The following is a 16,608-nucleotide window of genomic DNA, read 5'->3' on the forward strand; positions in this document are numbered from 1 at the left end:
AGCCCGCCTCCGAAAGAGAACCCCTGTGCACAACCCCTTCACCCCGGTCGGCTCCGTCCTCGTGGACCCGCGCACCGCCCGCGTCCACGAGGAGGGCTGGCAGTCCTGGAGCCCCAGCGGCGCCTACGCCCTCGACGCGACGCCGTACCGCCCGACGAACGACAACTGGGCGACGGTCTGCTACCGACCGGGCGTCACCGTCCCCGAGGGCACCTTCCAGGGCGAGGGCCTGCTGGCGCTCGACCCGGGCGACGGATCGCCGGTCCGGCTGTGGGCGGCGGCGGATCCGCTGAACGAGGTCCCGTCGATCCGCCTGCGCGTCGAGGGCGACACGGCGGAGATCAGCGCCGACGGCCCGGTGAAGGAGTTCACGGGTACGGACATCCAGTCGACGCTGGCGGACTGGGCCGCCGGTCTCGGGGGCGCGGCCCCGCGCCCGGCCCCCACGGTGTGGTGCTCCTGGTACGAGTACTTCACCGCCGTCACCGAGGACGACATCCACGAGAACCTGCGTGCGATGGACACCCTCGACCTGCCCGTCGACGTCGTCCAGATCGACGACGGCTACCAGAAGGCCCTCGGCGACTGGCTCACGCTCTCCGGCCGCTTCCGCTCCCGCGCGGGGATCGCCGACGCGATCCGCGCCCGGGGCCGCCGGGCCGGCATCTGGACGGCACCCTTCCTCGTCGACCCGGCAAGCGACCTGGCCGCCGAGCACCCCGACTGGCTGGTCCGGGACGCGGACGGCGGTTTCGCGCACGCGGGCCGCAACTGGGGCCACGACCTGAGCGTCCTCGACACCACCCACCCGGCCGCGGCGGAGTACCTGACCTCGGTCTTCACGACGCTGCGCGCCGAGGGCCACGACTACTTCAAGGTCGACTTCCTGTACGCGGGCGCCCTGGACGGCGTACGGCACGGATCGCAGGACGCCCTCCAGGCGTACCGCGAGGGCATCCGGCTCATCCGCGACGCGATCGGCGAGGACGCCTACCTGCTGGGCTGCGGCGCCCCCATCCTGCCCTCCATCGGCCTGTTCGACGCGATGCGGGTCAGCCCCGACACGGCCCCGCACCGCCGCCCCGAGGCCGACGACTACTCCCAGCCCGGCCAGGACCCCGCCGAGTTCACCGGCGCCGGCCGCCAGTGGCAGCACGGCCGCCTGTGGATCAACGACCCCGACTGCCTGATGGCCCGCCCCGCGGTGGAGACCCGAGAGCGGTGGGCGGCGCACGTCGAGGCGACGGGCGGCCTGATGGCCTCCAGCGACCGGCTGCTGTCGCTGGACCAGTGGGGCGTGGAGACAACCCGTCGGCTCCTCAAGAGAGTTGTCCTGTGAGCACCTTGAACGTCCCGGGTATCGCCTACGGCGGCGACTACAACCCCGAGCAGTGGCCCGAGGAGGTCTGGGCCGAGGACGTACGCCTCATGCGCGAGGCCGGCGTCACCATGGTCAGCGTCAACATCTTCTCCTGGGCGCTCCTCGAGCCGGCCGAGGGCGTGTACGACTTCTCGCGCCTCGACAAGATCCTCGCCCTGCTCCACGAGAACGGCATCGCCGCCGACCTGGCGACACCGACGGCGGCCCCGCCGGCGTGGTTCTTCCGCGCGCACCCCGAGGCGCTGCCGGTGGACCGGGACGGCCGCGGACTGTCGTACGGCAGCCGTCAGACGTTCTGCCCGAGCAGCCCCGCCTACCGCGAGGCCGCCCTGCGGATCGCGGGTGAACTGGCCGCGCGGTACGCCGATCACCCGGCCGTGGTGATGTGGCACATCCACAACGAGTACGGCTGCCACAACGCGGAGTGCTACTGCGAGGCGAGCGCGGAGGCGTTCCGGGGCTGGCTGCGGGCCAAGTACGAGAACCTTGCGGCACTGAACGACGCCTGGGGCACCACCTTCTGGAGCCAGTGGTACTACGACTGGGACGAGATCATCCCGCCCCGCGCCACCGGCGCCGTACCCAACCCGGCCCACCAGCTGGACTGGCGGCGCTTCTGCAGCGACGAGCTGCTGTCGCTGTACAAGGCGGAGCGGGAGGTGCTGCGCGAAGCGGCCCCGGAGGTGCCCGCCACCACCAACTTCATGGTGATGTTCGCCTTCGACGCGCTGGACTACTGGCGTTGGGCCCCCGAGCTGGACATCGTCTCGAACGACCACTACCTCCAGTCCGCCGACCCGGAGTCGGAGATCGACATCGCGTTGAGCGGCGACCTGGTGCGCTCACTGGCGGGCGGGCGCCCCTGGCTGCTGATGGAGCACTCGACGGGCGCGGTCAACTGGCAGCCGGTCAACCGGGCCAAAACGGCGGGGGAGTTGCGCCGCAACGCCCTCGCCCACGTGGCGCACGGCGCCGACGGCATCGCCTACTTCCAGTGGCGGGCCGCCAAGGCGGGTGCCGAGCAGTGGCACTCGGCGATGCTGCCGCACGCCGGCACGGACAGTCAGATCTGGCGGGACGTCGTCGCACTCGGCGCCGACCTGAAGGCACTGGCGGAGGTGCGCGGCAGCGCGGGCACGGCATCCGTGGCCGTCGTCTGGGACTGGAACGCCCGCTGGGCCCTGGAACTCCCCTCCCAGCCGAGCGAGAAGGTCCGCTATCCGGACCTGGTCCGCGCCTGGTACGAGCCGCTGTGGCGGGCGGGCGTCGCCGTGGACTTCGTACGTCCGGACGCCGACCTGTCGGCGTACCGCCTGGTCCTGGCCCCGAGCCTCTACCTCGTCGACGACGAGGCCGCGGCCAACCTGACGCGCTTCGCCCAGAGCGGGGGCACCCTGGCGGTCGGCTTCCACAGCGGGGCGGTGGACGAGAACTGCCATGTGCGGCTGGGGGGTTACCCGGGCGCCTTCCGCGAGGCGCTGGGAGTGCGGACGGACGAACTCTTCCCGTTGCTGCCGGGCGAGTCGGTGGGCCTCAGCGGGGGCGGCGAAGGCGTGCTCTGGTCGGAGCGGGTGCGCCTGGAGGGCGCGGAGGCGGTCACGTCGTACACGTCGGGTCCGCTGACCGGTGTCCCGGCGGTGACCCGACGCACGTACGGCACGGGCACGACCTGGTACGTGGCGACCCTGCCGGATGCGTCGACGCTGGCGGCCCTGCTGGACCGTATCCGCGCGGAGGCGGGAGTGGCGCCGGTCCGGGTGACGCCCGAGGGGGTGGAGGCGGTGCTGCGGCGCGGCTCGGAGGCCGACTACCTCTTCCTGATCAACCACGGTGACCAGGGCGCCGAGGTCGAAGTGGCCGCACAGGCAACGGAGTTGCTGGCGGGCAAGCGCCTCGACGGCGGCCGGGTGACGGTGGCGCCGGGCGACGTGGCGGTCGTACGGGAACCGCGCCCCGCCACCCCGTAGTCACGTGGGAACAGCCCGGTTGGCTTCTTGCTGGCCAACCGGGCGGCTCCTACCCTGATCGTCGGGCGTCGACCAGGGGGAGCGGCTGTGGCCAGAGGACCGTCCGACGAAGAGATACTCGAGGCGGTCGAGGCGTACGCCGCCCGGCGCGGCATCACCACACGTCTGAGCTCGCCCGGTACCGCGGACCTCAGCCGGCAGTCCCTGCTCGACTTCCGCGTCGTCCGCTGCATCGAGACGCGCGACGAGCACCCCATGCGGGAGCCGGGCAGCCGCGGCGAGATCGCCGACCGGCCGACGTACACCGACATCCGCACGTACCCCGTCGACCCGCCGACCGACCCGGAGCGGGCCCAACGGTGGGTGCTGGTGCGCCGGGGCTCGCTCGACGAGGTCCTGTGCGCCGACTGCCACGGCGGCACGAACAAGTGCGCGGCGTGCGGCGGGCGCGGTCGGCACGACTGCCCTCGCTTCGTCGACTGCGCCGAATGCCAGGGCGGCCCCGACGCCTGCTGGGAGTGCGAGGGCACCGGCCGCTCGCGCACCCGCCGGGCCACGGCGTCCCGGCACCCCTACGCCACCGCCCAGGACCGGGCCGCGCGGGCCACCTGCGCGCGCTGCCGGATCCCGGACGTGGCCTGCCCGGAGTGCCGCGGCCGGCGCCAACTGGACTGCCCCGCCTGCAAGAAGACGGGCTACGTGCAGTGCGAGGTCTGCGAGGGCACGAAACGGGTCACCCACCAGGAGTGCCAGGGCACCGGCCGCTTCACGGTCTGGACGGAGGGGATCGTGGACCGCACCCCTCACCACGACAAGGAGAGACAGCTCGGCAGACTGGACCTGAGGCGCTCGACCGGCAACCTGGGCGAGTGGCGCAAGGTCGTCCTGACGAAGGCCACCGACAAACTCCCGGACGACCTCGATGACGCCCACCGGGTGCTGATCACCCCCCATCTGGCCGTGCACAAAGGGGAGTGGCGCGCCGCGCGACACTCCGCGACCTTCCCCTGGTCCGCGTCAAGGTGCACGCCGACCCGAACCGCGACTACTACGCCTTCCCCACCCACACCGGCATCGAGGTCACCACCCGGCCCACCAGGGAACGCGTCCGCCACTTCGCCGCGATCACCGTGGCCACGGCGGTCGTCGTGACCCTCGTCGTGCTGCTCGTGGTGGCGGTACTGGACTGAACGCGTGGTACTGGACTGAACGAGCGGTACCGGACTGAGACACAGCGGGGCGCGACACCCCCCTCGAGTGCCGCGCCCCGTCCCCCGGATCCCCCCGCAGGTGTTAGTCCGTCGCCGCCAGTGGCGGCAGGTCCTCCGATGTCACCGGCGGGAGCGTCCCCGTCCGCGCCGCCTTGCCGTACCACAGCGCGCTCGACTTCGGCGTCCGCTCCAGCGTCGCGTAGTCGACGTAGACCGCGCCGAAGCGCTTGCCGTAGCCGTACGCCCACTCGAAGTTGTCCATCAGGGACCACAGGTAGTAGCCCCGCACGTCCGCGCCGTCCGCGATGGCGCGGCGGACCGCGCGCAGGTGGCCGTGGAGATACGCGACCCGCTCGGGGTCGTGGACACGGCCGTCGGGGTCGGGCTTGTCGTCGTAGGCCGCGCCGTTCTCGGTGATGTAGATCGGCAGACCCGGCGCCTCACGCGTGTAGCGCATGATCAGGTCCTGCAGGCCCGTCGGGTCGATCGTCCAGCCCATCTCCGTGCGCTCGCCCGGCGTCTGGTGGAAGGCGACGTCGTCCGCCCCCGGCCAGGGGGAGAAGGAGCTGGCGCCGTGTCCGTCGGCGCGCGGGGCTTCCGCGTGCGGGTCCGTCGCCGCGACCAGCGCCGGCGTGTAGTAGTTGAGGCCCAGCGCGTCCAGCGGCTGGTTGATGGCCGCCAGGTCGCCGTCCTGGACGTACGACCAGTCCGTGATCAGCTCCGTCGCGGCGTACAGCGACTCCGGGTACGCGCCGTGCAGCATCGGGCCGTGGAAGACGCCGTTGGCCAGGTCGTCGATCTTCTGCGCGGCCGCCAGGTCCGCGGGGTCCTGCGAGAGCGGCCTGACCACCGCGGAGTTGAGGCTCACCGCCACCGAGTTGCGGGCCGGCATCGCGGCGCGCAGCGCGGAAGCCCCCAGACCGTGCGCCAGGTTCAGGTGGTGCGCGGCCTTCAACGAAGCCGCCGCGTCCGTGCGGCCGGGGGCGTGCACGCCGGAGGCGTAGCCCAAAAAGGCGCTGCACCACGGCTCGTTGAGCGTGATCCACTGCTCCACCCGGTCGCCGAGCGCCTCGCCGACGATCTGCGCGTAGTCGGCGAAGCGGTACGCCGTGTCCCGCTCGGGCCAGCCGCCCGCGTCCTCCAACTCCTGCGGCAGGTCCCAGTGGTAGAGCGTCACGGCGGGCTTGATCCCGACGGAGAGCAGCTCGTCCACCAGCCGGCGGTAGAAGTCCAGGCCCACCTGGACCGCCGGGCCCCGGCCCGTCGGCTGCACCCGCGACCAGGAGACCGAGAAGCGGTACGCCGTCAGGCCGAGCTCCGCCATCATCGCCACGTCGTCGCGGTAGCGGTGGTAGTGGTCGACAGCGATGTCACCGGTCTCACCGCCGGCCGTCTTGCCCGGCGTATGGCTGAAGGTGTCCCAGATGGAGGGCGTACGGCCGTCCTCCCGCACCGCCCCCTCGATCTGGTAGGCGGAGGTCGCGGCGCCCCAGAGGAAGGCGGGGGGAAAGGTCACCGGGTTCGCCGGCGTTTCGGACTCAGGCATGGAAGCGCTCCCATAGGAGGTCGGATGAACCGACAGTCAGGGGGATTGGGGGGAGGGAGGGGAGAGGGGCAGCGGAGAGAGGGGGGCCGAGGCGTCGATGACCCGGCCCCCGTGCGACTGGGCTCAGCCCTTGACCGCGCCCTGCATGATGCCGCCCACGATCTGCTTGCCGAAGATGGCGAAGACCAGCAGCAGCGGCAGCGTGCCCAGCAGCGCGCCCGCCATGATCAGGGACTGGTCGGGCGTGAAGCCGCGGCCGAGTCCCGCGACCGCGACCTGGACGGTCGGGCTGCCGGTCTGGGTCAGGACCAGGAACGGCCACAGGAAGTCGTTCCACGTCTGGACGAACATCAGCATGCCCAGGACGGCCATCGCGGGCCGCGCGGCCGGGAACACCACGTGCCACACCACGCGCCAGCTGCTCGCGCCGTCCACCCGGGCCGCCTCGATGATCTCGTCGGGCAGCGCCTGGATCAGGTACTGCCGCATGAAGAACACACCGAAGGCGCTCACCAGCGACGGGAAGATGACCGCCTTCAGCTGGTCGGTCCAGCCGAGCTCGGCGACCATCATGTACAGCGGGATCACACTGAGCTGCGGCGGCACCATCATGGTGCCGATCACGATCAGCATCATCGCGCCGCGGCCCTTGAAGCGCAGCTTGGCGAAGGCGAACCCGGCGATCGTCGACAGGAAGACGATGGTCAGCGCCGACACCCCCGCCACGAACGTGGTGTTGATGAACGCCTCGCCCAGATTGGCGTCCTGCCAGGCGATCTCGAGGTTGTCGAAGAGGTTCGAGCCGAACCAGAACGGCGGCGGCGTCTGCGCCAGGCGCTGGGTGTCGCGCGAGGCGGCGATCGCCGTCCACACCAGTGGGAACAGCGAGCCGATGGTGAACAGGGCGAGGATGATGTACGCGATCGGGCCGGCGTGCATCTGCCCGCCCGCGCGCGCCGACTTGGGCCGTCGTATGCGCTTGGGCTTCTGGTCGGTCGTATCCACCGGAGTCAGTGTCGTCGTCACGGCCGGTTCTCCTAACTACTGGCGCGCAGCCGGCGCGAGATGACGTAGTTGATGATCCCGACCACGATGAGGATGAGGAACATCGTCCAGGCGATCGCCGAGGCGCGGCCCAGGTGCTGGTTGACCCAGCCCTGCTCGTACAGGTACAGGCCGAGCGTCTGGAACTGGTGCTGGGAGCCGCCGGAGGTGCCCTTGTTGGCGTCGAACAGCAGCGGCTCACCGAAGAGCTGGGAGGCGCCGATGGTCGACACGACACAGGTGAACAGGATCGTCGGGCGCAGCGACGGCAGGGTGACGTGCAGGAACTGCTGCCAGCGGTTGGCCCCGTCCAGGGCCGCAGACTCGTACAGGTCCTGCGGTATCGCCTGCATCGCGGCCAGGTAGATCAGTGCGTTGTAGCCGGTCCAGCGCCAGATCACGATCGACGAGACGGCGATCTGGGAGGCCCACTTGTCGTTCTGCCAGTCGATGTTGTCGATGCCGACGGCGTTCAGTGCCCAGTTGATCATGCCGTAGTCACGGCCGAAGAGCAGCACGAACACCAGGGACGCGGCCGCGATCGACGTCGCGTACGGCGCGAGCATCATGACCCGGTAGAAGGTCGAGCCGCGCAGCTTGTAGTTGAGGATGTGGGCGATGCCCATGGCCATCAGCAGCTGCGGAACCGTGGAGATGATGCCGATGGTCAGGGTGTTCTTCGCCGCGTTCCAGAAGAAGTCGTCCTCGAAGATCCGCGTGTAGTTGCGCAGGCCCGCCCATTCCATGTCGGTGGGCGCGGTCATCTCCACCGTGTGCAGCGAGGCCCAGCCGGTGTAGATCAGCGGGAACAGGCCGAACGCGAGGAACAGCAGGAAGAACGGCGAGACGAACGCGTACGGGCTCCAGCGCATGTCCCGCTGCCAGCGGCGGGACAGCCGGGCCCGGCGGCGCTTGTCCGCCTCGGGCACGGCGTCGGCGGGCGGGCGGCCCGGGGCCGCGCCCCCCTCCTTGAGGGGGAGCGCGGCGGTGTCGTGCCGGGTGGCCATACCGGTCACTTCTCCAGGTTGTTGTCGATGGTCTTGGTGGCCGTCTCCCAGGCATCCTTGGGCGACTTGCCCTGGGTGACCAGGATGACGCCGTTGTCGGTCAGACCCTGCTGGATGATCTGGTCCTTCGGGCCGATCACCTGGGCCGGGATCTGCTTGGCGGCCTCGGCGAAGATCGTGCCGATCGGGGCGTCACCGGTCATGGTGTTCTTCGCGCCGGTGACCTGCTCCATGGTGTAGGCGGCCGGGGCGCTCGGGAAGCTGCCCTGCTTGGCGAACAGCTTGGCCTGCTGCTCGGGCGCGGTCAGCCACGCGGCGAGCTTCGCGGCCTCATCGGCGTGCTTGCCGGACTTCGGCACGGCGAGGAAGGTGCCGCCCCAGTTGCCGGGCTTCGGCGACGTGGCCACGTCCCACTTGCCGGCGGCCTCGGGCTTCGACTTGCCCTTGATGTAGCCGAGCATCCACGGCGGGCAGGACATCGCGGCGAACTTGCTGTTGGCGATCGTCGTGTCCCAGGCGGGCTGGAACTGCGTCTGGTTGCCGATCAGCCCGTCCTCGGCGGCCTGCGCGGTCAGGTCGAAGGCCTTCTTGATGGCCGGGTTCGTCTTGTAGATGACCTCGCCGGAGGCGTCGTAGAACTTCTCGCTCTCACCGCTGACGATCGCGTTCAGCAGACCGCCGGGGGAGTCCAGGAAGGTGGTGCCCTTGGGCGCCTTCGCCTGGTACTTCTTGCCGACCTCGACGAACTTCTCCCAGCTGCCCGCCCACGACGTGGCGACTTCCTCGCGGTCGGAGGGCAGACCGGCCTGCTCGAACAGGTCCTTGCGGTAGCAGATGGCCATCGGGCCGACGTCGGTGCCGACACCGATGGTCTGGCCGTCCTTGGTGGTGGCCTGCTTCCACTTCCAGTCGAGCCAGTTGCTCGACTTGACGCCCTCCACCTTGGACAGGTCCATCAGCTTCGCGGCCTGGGTGTTCACGACCTCGGCTATGTTGCCGACCTCGACGGCCTGGATGTCCTGCAGGCCGCTGTTGGTGGTCAGGTGGTTGACGAGAGCGGGGTAGTAGTTCTCGTTCCGCTCGACGACGTTCTCGGCGATCTTGATGTTCGGGTTCAGTTTCTCGTACTCGGCGTAGAGGCCGGCTTCCTTGAAGCCCTGGGTGCCGAAGAGTCCCAGAGTGATCGTGGTCTTGCCGCCGCCGCCTTCGCCCGAAGACGAGCCGTCGCCGCCGTCGTCTCCGTCGTCGGCACAGCCGGCCAGCAGCCCGGAGCCCAGCGCGGCGACGGCCGCGAGGACCATCGTCTTGCGGGCGATTCGGGTACGTGCTCGCATTGCGTCCTCCTGTTGCCCTGACGTGCCGACCCCCCGGCCAACTGCGTTGTTGGGCCCGTTATTTCAAGCTGCGGCTCGGGCGGGGAACGTGCGGGATGTGTATGTGTCAGGTACCGTGGGAGCGCTCCCACCGGTGATGTGTTGAAGCGTCGTCGGTCCGAGCGGGGGTGTCAAGGGACTGGGGGCGGAGAGATGCGTTCAGTTATCGGGCTGTTAACTGGAACCCGGGGATCACCTTTCGGCCACCCCGGGGGACTTCCTGCGGAAACCCGGGAGCCGACCAGTGGCGGGCTCCCCTCCGACGATGACTGTTAGATTCCAGGCCAACGCAAGGGTCGACGGGAGGGCGAAGCCCATGGCAAGCCACGGAGCGCGGAGCCGGAGCGGTGGCCGGCCCACCCTCGAAGAGGTGGCAGCCCGTGCCGGCGTCGGCCGCGGCACGGTCTCCCGGGTGATCAACGGCTCGCCCCGGGTCAGCGACGCCACCCGCGCCGCGGTGGAGGCGGCGGTGGCCGAGCTCGGCTACGTCCCCAACACGGCCGCGCGCGCCCTCGCCGCCAACCGCACCGACGCGATCGCCCTCGTCGTCCCCGAGCCGGAGACCCGCTTCTTCGCCGAGCCGTACTTCTCCGACATGCTCAAGGGCGTCGGGGCCGAGCTGTCCGACACGCAGATGCAGCTGCTGCTGATCTTCGCGGGCAACGACCGGGAGCGGGCCCGCCTCGCCCAGTACCTCGCCGCGCACCGTGTCGACGGCGTCCTGCTGGTGTCCGTACACGCAGACGACCCGCTGCCCGACCTCCTCTCCCAGCTGGAGATCCCGGCCGTGATCAGCGGCCCGAGATCCGCCGCGGAGACCCTCCCCTCGGTCGACTCCGACAACTACGGCGGCGCCCGCTCCGCCGTCGAACACCTGCTGGCCCGCGGCTGCCGGGCGGTCGCCCACATCACCGGCCGCCTCGACGTGTACGGCGCCCAGCGGCGCGTCGACGGCTACCGCGACGCTCTGCTGGATGCCGGCCACGAGCTGGACGAGCAGCTGATCCAGCCCGGCGACTTCACCGAGGAGGGCGGCCGACGCGCGATGACCGAACTGCTGGCGCGCCGCCCCGACCTGGACGCGGTCTTCGCGGGCTCGGACGTGATGGCGGCCGGCGCCCGCCAGGTCCTGCGCGAGGAGGGCCGCCGTATTCCCGACGACGTGGCGCTGGTCGGCTACGACGACTCGGCCATCGCCCGCCACATGGACCCGCCCCTGACCAGCGTCCGCCAGCCCATAGAGGAGATGGGACGCAGGATGATCGACCTGCTCCTGACCGAGATCGCGGACCGCCGCCCCGCGGTCACCCGGGAACTGGAGCGCAGACAGGTGGTCCTGGCGACGGAGTTGGTGGCACGACGGTCGTCCTGACCGCGATCACCGTCGGTGCCGTCCGCGCGGCTCCTCGGTGCGGTGCGTGACGAACCAGGCGACGCCCAGCAGTACGACGCCCGCCAGCCAGAACAAGATCACCAGCCAGGCACTGGTGGAGGTCCCCAGGTCGAGCGCGTCCCGGCACAGTTCCCCGCCGCACCTCTCGCCGCCCTCACCCGCCGCGTCCAGAGCGACCACGAGCCACAGCAGCATCCCCAGGTTGAACGCGAGGATCACCCACGTCAGCAGCCGCCACCGGGGAATCCGCCGCGACCGCATGACGAGTCTCCCAACCTCACGAACGGCTCATAAGGCGACAATACGCCCAACGATCGCGGCCGGACCGCCGCAGCGTCGGCGATGGCCTACGCCCTGGGCCCCACCGCCCGCCTCCTCCTGACCGCCGACTACACCGACTGCCCCGCTGATACGAGGGACAGGAGGGACAGAAGGGACAGGACCGGACACGAGGGAGCCGAGGGGGCCGACGTCGGCATGGCAGGCGGCGGGCTCAGTCGCTCAGCAGCAGCTGCCACCGCCGCTCGCCGTCCTGTTCCTCCTCGGTCGGTGCCAGTCCGGCCGCCGCGGCGACCGCCGCCGACGCGAGGTGCTCGGGGTGGATGTGGGCGACGACCGTCCGTACGGAACTCCGCCCGAGCCACTCCACGAGCGCCCGCGCCGCCTCCGAGGCGAACCCGCGTCCCTGCCAGGGCGTCCCGACCACCCAGGCGATCTCCGCGGTGTGCCGTCCGGTGACCGTGGCCTGGACGGTGCCGACGAGGTGGGAGTCCGCGCGCGGCCGCAGCACCCAGTTGCACCAGGAGACAGTCGGATCGGGCGCCCCGGCGACCAGCCGCTCGTAGCGGGCCCGCAGGGCGCCGGGGGAGTCGGGTGTGCCACCGGTGAAGGCGTGCAGGGCCGGGTCGGACAGTACGGCGGCCATCTCCTCGGCGTGCTCGACGCGCAGGGGGAGGAGGCTGAGGCGCGGAGTGGAGAGGGGCTCGGCGGATACCAGGGGTTCGGCCATCGGCCCAGCCTAGAGCTGCACCTCCTCCGGTCCGGGAGGAGCCGTTGGCGCCGGAAACGACATCAGCCGGTGACCTTGTTTCCAAGGTCACCGGCTGATGTGTCAGGGTGAGTGACGGGACTTGAACCCGCGGCATCCTGGACCACAACCAGGTGCTCTACCAGCTGAGCTACACCCACCATGTCGGCTGTTCGGATTTCTCCGACCGGCCGAGAAAAAGTGTACAGGGTCCGAAGGGGTGCTCGCGCCCGGCTTTCAAGGCGCCCTACTCCGCAGGCAGGACGTACTTCGCGGCGATCGTCTTCGCGGTGTCCGAGTCGGGCCCCGGCTGCGGTACGAAGACGACCTCGCGGTAGTAGCGCAGTTCCGCGATGGACTCCTGGATGTCGGCGAGGGCGCGGTGGTTGCCGTTCTTCTTCGGGCTGTTGAAGTAGGCGCGCGGGTACCAGCGGCGGGCCAGCTCCTTGATGCTGGACACGTCGACGATCCGGTAGTGGAGGTAGTCCTCGAGGGTCGGCATGTCCCTCAGCAGGAAACCGCGGTCCGTGCCGACCGAGTTGCCGCACAGCGGGGCCTTGCCCGGTTCCTTCACGTGCTCGCGTACGTACGCCAGGACCTGCGCCTCGGCGTCCGCGAGCGTCGTGCCGCCGGACAGCTCCGTGAGGAGTCCGGACGCGGTGTGCATCTGACGCACCACCTCCGGCATCGTCTCCAGCGCCCGGTCCGGCGGACGGATGACGATGTCGACACCGTCGCCGAGGATGTTCAGCTCGGAGTCGGTGACGAGGGCGGCCACCTCGATGAGCGCGTCGTCTGACAGCGAGAGGCCGGTCATCTCGCAGTCGATCCACACCATGCGATCGTTCATGCGACCACCCTAAGGCTGACGTCCACTTTTGTGGTCCCCGGTACAGGTGTGAGCGTTCCTGGGGCTCCGCCCCCTGGCGGGGTCGAAGGGGCAGCGCCCCTGGGGACGGGGGGGGGGGGGGGGGGGGGGGGGGGGGGGGGGGGGGGGGCGCGGCGCCCCCCCCCCCCCCCCCCCCCCCCCCCCCCACCCGTCCGAATCTCACATCCCGCTGCGCTGCCCCGGCAGACTCGCCCGGTGCCCCGCGTACGCCTCACGCCCATTGTCCGAGGACGAAGAGGAGGACGAGGACGAAGCCACGGACGCGGACGTCCCGACCGGACTCGGCGGCGCCGTTCGGCGGGTCTGGAGCGGCACCGGCCCCCCACCGCTCTCGGGATGCAGCGGAGACGGCGAGCTCGGCGCCCCCGCCGCAGTCTCGGGATCCGGCTGCCGCTCGGCCTGCGGCCGCCGCGCACGGTAGGCCGCACGGTACGCGGCCGGCGACGACCCCAGCTGACGTCGGAAGTGCCCGCGCAGCGCCACCGGCGAGCGGAAGCCGCAGCGCCCCGCGACCTCGTCCACCGAGTAGTCCGACGTCTCCAGGAGACGCTGTGCCTGAAGCACCCGCTGGGTGATCAGCCACTGCAGCGGCGCGCTCCCGGTGAGGGAGCGGAACCGGCGGTCGAACGTACGCCGACTCATGTACGCGCGAGCGGCGAGCGTCTCCACGTCGAACTGCTCGTGCAGGTGCTCCAGCGCCCAGGCGACGACCTCGGCGAGCGGGTCGGCGCCGATCTCCTCAGGTAAAGACCGATCGAGGTAGCGCTCCTGGCCGCCACTTCGGCGCGGGGGGACCACCAGGCGTCGGGCCAGCGCACCGGCCGCCTCGTTGCCGTGGTCGGTCCGCACGATGTGCAGACAGAGGTCGATTCCGGCCGCCGTACCCGCGGACGTCAGCACATCGCCGTCGTCCACGAACAGCTCGCGCGGGTCGACATGCACCGACGGATAGCGCTTGGCCAGCGTCGGTGCGTACATCCAGTGGGTGGTGGCCGGGCGACCGTCCAGCAGCCCCGCCGCCGCCAGCACGAAGGCGCCGGTGCACAGGCCCACGATGCGGGCGCCCTCCTCATGCGCCCGGCGCAGCGCGTCGAGCGCGTCCTCCGGTGGCGGGGAGGTGATCGAACGCCAGGCCGGCACGACGACGGTGCCCGCCCGTGAGATCGCCTCCAGGCCATGTGGTGCGGTGAGTTCCAGGCCCCCTGTGGTCCGCAGCGGTCCTTCCTCGCCACCGCACACAAGGAGGCGGTAGCGCGGCACGCCGGCGTCCTGGCGGTCGATCCCGAACACCGACAGTGGTATGGAACTCTCGAAGATGGGGCCGCCGCTGAACAGCAGCACCGCGACGATCTCCTTGCGGCGTCGCCCGGAAAGTTTCCGGGCCGCGGCTTCCGGCGCGGCAGTGGAGTCGTGGCTCATACTGCTAAGCCCCCCTCGGTGGTCGCGGCTCCTCGGTTGTGTCGCTCCTGCACGTTTCCCCTCGGTCCTGCACGAGTCCCCCGCCGTAAGACAGTCAAGATCGAATCTACTGCGTCCCGTGGTGCCGGGGGGACCAGTTGGTCATCCGGCACATTGTCGACTTGGCAACTTGGCGTGAAGCATTCGATCACGAAGCGTTGCACTCGTGGGGCGTGCAGGGAAGTGCGCCTTGTCGCAGTGGCCAATCCACGTAGGGTGCGCAGGGTGCCCCGAGCCCTTTCCGTGCAGGTCGAACGGGGGTTGGGGGGTGGTCGGGGCAAGGGATGCGCGGTGGCCGGAAGTTGGCTGAAAAGAGTCGTGCGCGTGCGCGGAAACCGGTCAGCCGACCGGTGTATTTCCCCCACTGTGATGTCCGCCTCCGCGCGCCCCCGATTCGGGCCTGTGATGACGGCCGCGATGCGGGGCGCTCTCCTCGTCGAGCAGGCGGGCCGCGCCGAGTTCCGACTGGCGCAGGAGGATACGGCAGGCCGCGGTGACGGCGGCCAGGCTGAGCGCGGTGCCTGCCGCGCCGGCGAGGGAGGAGCCGTACCAGAGGAGGACCACGGGGACCAGGACGCAGCTGAAGGCCGCCCAGCGGACGACGGTGGCGGAGTCCTGGGTGGGGGGCTGCGGTCCGGGCATGGCGTACTCCCTGTGGCGTGGCTCAGGAAGATCAACGCGTGTTCGATCCGTCGGTCACTGTGCGGCCGGTTTTGTGCCGGAGTGGTCCGGCCGGTACGTGAATGCTGTGCAAACCGCCTGTACAGCGCAGCAACCATTGCGTGACGGGCGCACCCTCGTGCATGCTCCCTGGAACTCCCACGCACAGTGGGCGCGATCTGGGCTGAAGGAGGCGTGCCGCCGTACCCTTGGGGGTATGGGGTTGGGAAGATGATTCCCGGACACAGACTCCGCCGCGCACTGTCGTGCCACCCATAAAAGGATCACAACGCCGAGACAGCCATGGCCGGTCACGAATTCTTCGAACCTGCGGACCGCAAGCGGCCCGTCGCCGATCCCACGGCGGCCGAGCCCCTGGCGGCGGAAGAGCCACGCCAAACCTGCGACCCCGCCTTCAAGCATGGCGTCGTGGTGGGCTTCGACGGCTCCACGTCCAGTGAGCGCGCCCTCGCGTACGCCATCGGTATGGCACATCGCTCCGGGTCGGGCCTGATCATCGTCCATGTCGCCAACCGGCTGCCCACCACCGTGTGGGCCGGCTGCGAGCCACCGGTCTTCGTCGACGTGCCGGACCACCGCACCGAGGTGCTCGGTCTGGAGCTCGCCTGCGCGGAGTACCTCGCGGAGGTGCCCTGGATCCTCGTCGAGCGCGGCGGCGACATCTGCCACGAGCTCGAGGAGGTCGGGCAGGAGTACGCGGCGGACGCGATCGTCGTCGGCTCCACCCACGGCATCGTCGGACGCATCTTCGGCTCCGTCGCCGGGCGGCTCGCCAAGCGCGCCAAGCGGCCGGTCGTTGTCATTCCGTAACTCGTCGTTCTCCCAGGTGAGATGCGCCGTGGGAACGGCCGAACTCCCTTGTGCAGCGCGCAAATCTACTGGCGCGTAGAGGTGTTTGTGCCCTTGTGAAGGGCATATATCGCTCACCGCACACCCTGCACATGCATGAAGGGAGCCCGCCGTGGACAACGACGTCTCTGCGGGAAGCACCACCACGATCGTCGGCCGACTCGCGCTCGGCATCACCTTGTTGGCCGTGGGCCTCGGATACACCGACGTGATCGACGGCGTGACGGCGGCCGACGCCGTGTCAATTGCCCAGTACGTGGGCGGAGTCGCCCTTTTCGTCGCCGGACTCATGGCGTTCCGCGACGGTGACTCCGTCGGTGGTACGGCGTTCTCGGCGCTCGGCGCGCTCTGGTTCACGTGGGCGGTTTCCGCCGACAACCAGGTGTCCGCCAACGCGGCCGGACTGTTCCTGCTGTTGTTCGCCCTCGTGGCGCTGTCCCTCACGGTCGCTGTGGGCGACCAACTCGCCAAGGGTACGTACGGGTTGTTCGTCGTGTCGTTGGTGCTGCTCGCTGTCGCGAACTTCGCCGAGAACGACAGTCTCGCCAAGGTCGGTGGCTGGTTCGCCGTGGCGGCGGGGGCGGTGGCCTGGTATGCGGCGACGGCAGCCCTGGCCCACTGGCCGACGGCTGTTCCGCGACGTGCCGCTCGCCGGGGCGTGACGGCCACCGGTTAGCTGCGCCGGCTGGGGGTTGGGCGGCCCCCGGCGATGAGACGGACCCCCCGTGGTTGGTGGCAACACGTGGGGGTCCGTCCTCTTGCTTGGCCTCCGCGGGTGTGTG

Annotated in this window: 15 protein-coding genes and 1 tRNA gene; 6 read left to right on the top strand and 10 right to left on the bottom strand. The window is 70.5% G+C overall.

The genetic code is table 11. From position 1 onward, the window contains the following. Positions 1–25: 25 nt before the first annotated feature. From ACFYO2_RS18990 to ACFYO2_RS19000, 3 genes are all read left to right on the top strand, one after another. The gene (locus tag ACFYO2_RS18990) at positions 26–1,339 is read left to right on the top strand and encodes a glycoside hydrolase family 36 protein (RefSeq protein ID WP_388350006.1); all 1,314 of its coding nucleotides are present in this window, start codon (positions 26–28) and stop codon (positions 1,337–1,339) included. Further along, complete coding sequence (locus tag ACFYO2_RS18995; protein ID WP_388350008.1) at positions 1,336–3,348, top strand: beta-galactosidase; 2,013 nt, start codon at positions 1,336–1,338, stop codon at positions 3,346–3,348. Before ACFYO2_RS18990 ends, ACFYO2_RS18995 begins: the two co-directional genes overlap by 4 nt. An 87-nt stretch (positions 3,349–3,435) precedes the next feature. After that, on the top strand, positions 3,436–4,500 hold the full coding sequence (locus tag ACFYO2_RS19000) for a hypothetical protein (protein ID WP_388350010.1): 1,065 nt from the start codon (positions 3,436–3,438) through the stop codon (positions 4,498–4,500). Positions 4,501–4,641: 141 nt separating this feature from the next. On the opposite strand, the gene ACFYO2_RS19005 is transcribed toward ACFYO2_RS19000, so the two are convergent. The 4 genes from ACFYO2_RS19005 to ACFYO2_RS19020 form a co-directional block, all read right to left on the bottom strand. Continuing rightward, positions 4,642–6,105, bottom strand: a complete 1,464-nt coding sequence (locus ACFYO2_RS19005) for a GH1 family beta-glucosidase (protein ID WP_388350011.1) — start codon at positions 6,103–6,105, stop codon at positions 4,642–4,644. Positions 6,106–6,228: 123 nt separating this feature from the next. Further along, positions 6,229–7,131 carry a carbohydrate ABC transporter permease gene (locus ACFYO2_RS19010; RefSeq protein ID WP_388350013.1) on the bottom strand — a complete coding sequence of 301 codons (903 nt, stop codon included), beginning with the start codon at positions 7,129–7,131 and terminating at the stop codon, positions 6,229–6,231. 11 nt (positions 7,132–7,142) lie between these two features. After that, positions 7,143–8,156 (bottom strand): carbohydrate ABC transporter permease, encoded by a 1,014-nt coding sequence (locus ACFYO2_RS19015; RefSeq protein WP_388350015.1) that lies wholly within the window; start codon positions 8,154–8,156, stop codon positions 7,143–7,145. A gap of 5 nt (positions 8,157–8,161) precedes the next feature. After that, positions 8,162–9,490: an ABC transporter substrate-binding protein gene (locus tag ACFYO2_RS19020; protein WP_388350017.1), complete on the bottom strand. Its 1,329-nt coding sequence runs from the start codon at positions 9,488–9,490 to the stop codon at positions 8,162–8,164. 355 nt (positions 9,491–9,845) lie between these two features. On the opposite strand from ACFYO2_RS19020, the gene ACFYO2_RS19025 reads away from it, so the two are divergent. Next, entirely contained in the window at positions 9,846–10,901 is a 1,056-nt protein-coding gene (locus tag ACFYO2_RS19025) for a LacI family DNA-binding transcriptional regulator (RefSeq protein WP_388350018.1), read from the top strand. Positions 10,902–10,907: 6 nt separating this feature from the next. On the opposite strand, the gene ACFYO2_RS19030 is transcribed toward ACFYO2_RS19025, so the two are convergent. The 6 genes from ACFYO2_RS19030 to ACFYO2_RS19055 all read right to left on the bottom strand — a co-directional run bounded on the left by ACFYO2_RS19030 (position 10,908) and on the right by ACFYO2_RS19055 (position 14,938). After that, complete coding sequence (locus ACFYO2_RS19030) at positions 10,908–11,183, bottom strand: hypothetical protein (protein WP_388350020.1); 276 nt, start codon at positions 11,181–11,183, stop codon at positions 10,908–10,910. 232 nt (positions 11,184–11,415) lie between these two features. After that, positions 11,416–11,931 carry a GNAT family N-acetyltransferase gene (locus tag ACFYO2_RS19035; RefSeq protein ID WP_388350022.1) on the bottom strand — a complete coding sequence of 172 codons (516 nt, stop codon included), beginning with the start codon at positions 11,929–11,931 and terminating at the stop codon, positions 11,416–11,418. A gap of 106 nt (positions 11,932–12,037) precedes the next feature. After that, a tRNA-His gene (locus ACFYO2_RS19040) sits at positions 12,038–12,110 on the bottom strand. Between the two features lie 86 nt (positions 12,111–12,196). Next, on the bottom strand, positions 12,197–12,799 hold the full coding sequence (orn, locus tag ACFYO2_RS19045) for an oligoribonuclease (RefSeq protein WP_388350024.1): 603 nt from the start codon (positions 12,797–12,799) through the stop codon (positions 12,197–12,199). Between the two features lie 198 nt (positions 12,800–12,997). Then, the gene (locus ACFYO2_RS19050) at positions 12,998–14,257 is read right to left on the bottom strand and encodes a GlxA family transcriptional regulator (protein ID WP_388350026.1); all 1,260 of its coding nucleotides are present in this window, start codon (positions 14,255–14,257) and stop codon (positions 12,998–13,000) included. Positions 14,258–14,635: 378 nt separating this feature from the next. Then, the gene (locus ACFYO2_RS19055; protein WP_388350028.1) at positions 14,636–14,938 is read right to left on the bottom strand and encodes a hypothetical protein; all 303 of its coding nucleotides are present in this window, start codon (positions 14,936–14,938) and stop codon (positions 14,636–14,638) included. Between the two features lie 321 nt (positions 14,939–15,259). Between ACFYO2_RS19055 and ACFYO2_RS19060 the strand changes: the two genes are divergently transcribed. Further along, positions 15,260–15,787 carry a universal stress protein gene (locus ACFYO2_RS19060; protein WP_388350030.1) on the top strand — a complete coding sequence of 176 codons (528 nt, stop codon included), beginning with the start codon at positions 15,260–15,262 and terminating at the stop codon, positions 15,785–15,787. A 151-nt stretch (positions 15,788–15,938) separates the two neighbouring features. Further along, positions 15,939–16,502: a GPR1/FUN34/YaaH family transporter gene (locus ACFYO2_RS19065; protein ID WP_388350032.1), complete on the top strand. Its 564-nt coding sequence runs from the start codon at positions 15,939–15,941 to the stop codon at positions 16,500–16,502. The last annotated feature ends 106 nt before the right edge of the window (positions 16,503–16,608 follow it).

The organism is Streptomyces sp. NPDC006602, from assembly GCF_042870385.1.
In the GTDB taxonomy this organism is placed as follows: domain Bacteria; phylum Actinomycetota; class Actinomycetes; order Streptomycetales; family Streptomycetaceae; genus Streptomyces.